General features: G+C 76.9%; 1 protein-coding gene. It reads right to left on the reverse strand.

The features are described 5' to 3' along the window. A partial coding sequence (locus FAF44_RS53160; RefSeq protein ID WP_237111112.1) for an NB-ARC domain-containing protein occupies positions 1 to 1496 on the reverse strand: 1496 nt, incomplete at its 3' end. Positions 1497 to 1578 lie beyond the last annotated feature (82 nt).

Genomic DNA, 1578 nt, shown 5'->3' on the forward strand with positions numbered 1-1578 from the left:
GGCACCCCCGCCGACCGCCCCACCGACTGCCCGGCCACGCCGCCCTCTCCGCCTGGGGCAGGAGGGGGTGCGGTTTCGGCCTGGACCAGGCCGAGTCTGAGCGTGATCCTGGCCAGTTCCAGCCCGTCCACCAGTGGCTGGGCCGCCCGCAGCGCCGCCGCCGCCGCGTCCAGGCGGCCCTCCGCCCGGTGAAGGTCGGCCAGGCCGCGCAGCAGCAGCGCCTCGCCGCGCCGGTGGCCCGCCGCCCTGGCCGCGTCCAGGCCGGTCGCCGTCGTGGCGTGCCAGTCGTCGTGGTGCGCGCCCAGCTCGAACAGCGGCGTGAGGTAGAAGGCCAGCCGCCACGCGGCCTCGTACAGGCCCGCGCGGTAGAAGTCCTCGACGGTCGCCACCAGGAACCGGCGCTCGGCGCTCAGCCAGCGCGCCTCCTGCCGCAACCACCCCGTCAGCAGGACGTCGCCACCCCACGGCAGGTGGACGTCCTGGGGCCGGTGGACCTCGGTGCGTCCGGTGCCGGGTTCCGCCGGGAGGAGGGAGGCCCTGGCCTGGCGGGTCCGCTCCAGCACCGCGTCCACCATGGACGCCAGCACGCCGGACGGGCCGTCGTCCTCCTCGGCCAGGCGTTCGGCGGCGTACAGGCGGGTCAGGTCGTGCCACCCGTACCGCTCCTGGCCGGCCTCGTCCAGGCCGCGCGACTGGAGCAGGCCCGCCTCCACCAGCGGCTCCAGGTCCGCGCCGAGCGCCCAGGGGGCGAAGTCGGGGGCGGACAGCGCGCCGAGCCGGCGCAGGAGCAGCCGCTCGGCGTCGGGCAGGCCGCGATAGCCCACGGCGAGACTGCCGCGCACGGCCAGGTCCCCGGCGCTCAGCTCGTCGAGCCGCCGCCGCTCGTCGCCCAGCCGCCCCGCCAGGTGGCCGAGCGTCCAGCCCGGTTTCCTGGCCAGCCGGGATCCGGCGATCCGCAGGGCGAGCGGAAGGTGGCCGCAGAGCCGGACGATGCGCAGGGCGGGCTCGGGCTCGGCGCGGACCCGCTCGTGTCCCGCCACGCCTCCGAGCAGCGCCACGGCCTCGTCCTCGTCGAGCAGGCCCAGCTCGTACGCGCGTGCCGCCTCCAGCCCGGCCAGCGGCGACCGGCTCGTCACCAGGGTGAGGCTGCCCGGCCCCGTGGGGAGGAGCGGGCGGACCTGGGACTCGTCGGCGGCGTCGTCCAGCAGGACGAGCAGCCGCCGGCGGGCCGTCATGCTGCGGTAGAGGCGAATGCGATCGTCCGGTTCGGGGGGCACCGCGCCGTCCGGGCAGCCGAGCGAGCGCAGCAGGTCCTCCAGCACGGCGTTGGGCGGACGGGTGCCGAGCGTGGCGTAGAGGCGGCCGTCGGGGAGTTCGAGCGCGGTCGCGGCGTGGACGGCGACGGCCGACTTGCCGCAGCCCGGCGGCCCGTGCAGGACCAGGTGAACGGGTGCCGGCAGCCGCTCGGCGGCCATCCGCGCGATCCAGTCGAGCACCGGCCGCCGCCCGGCAAAGTCTGAAATATCCGGTGGCAACTCATCGACGACCCCGACCTCCGCGAACCGCCGACCCCCACCG

The organism is Nonomuraea sp. MG754425, assembly GCF_021699195.1.
In the GTDB taxonomy this organism is placed as follows: domain Bacteria; phylum Actinomycetota; class Actinomycetes; order Streptosporangiales; family Streptosporangiaceae; genus Nonomuraea.